We start from the raw sequence: 238 nt of genomic DNA, 5'->3' as shown, positions 1-238 counted from the left end.
CCTGCACGGGTTTGCTGGCGCGAACCTCTCCCGGATGCGCGCTCGCAAACCCCAACATCAAGTCCGGTCGCAATCCGGATCGCGAACAGGGGTACGCAATGCTTCGCAAGCTGGCCGCAATCATCCTAGCCGCATCGCTCGGCCTTCCCATAATTTCCGCCGCCGGCGCGGCGCCCAAGAAAGACTTCAAGATATGCTGGTCGATCTATGTCGGCTGGATGCCGTGGGGCTATCTCTC

At 61.3% G+C, this 238-nt stretch carries 1 pseudogene; it reads left to right on the top strand.

Features of this window, described 5'->3' with window-relative positions:
* Positions 1-98: 98 nt before the first annotated feature.
* A pseudogene (locus AC0L2O_RS37465) lies at positions 99-238 on the top strand (putative urea ABC transporter substrate-binding protein); the annotation flags it as partial.

This window comes from Bradyrhizobium sp. Kon10 (genome assembly GCF_055807395.1).
Note: the sequence above shows the minus strand (reverse complement) of the source record. Positions and strands in the feature narration are given on the sequence as shown.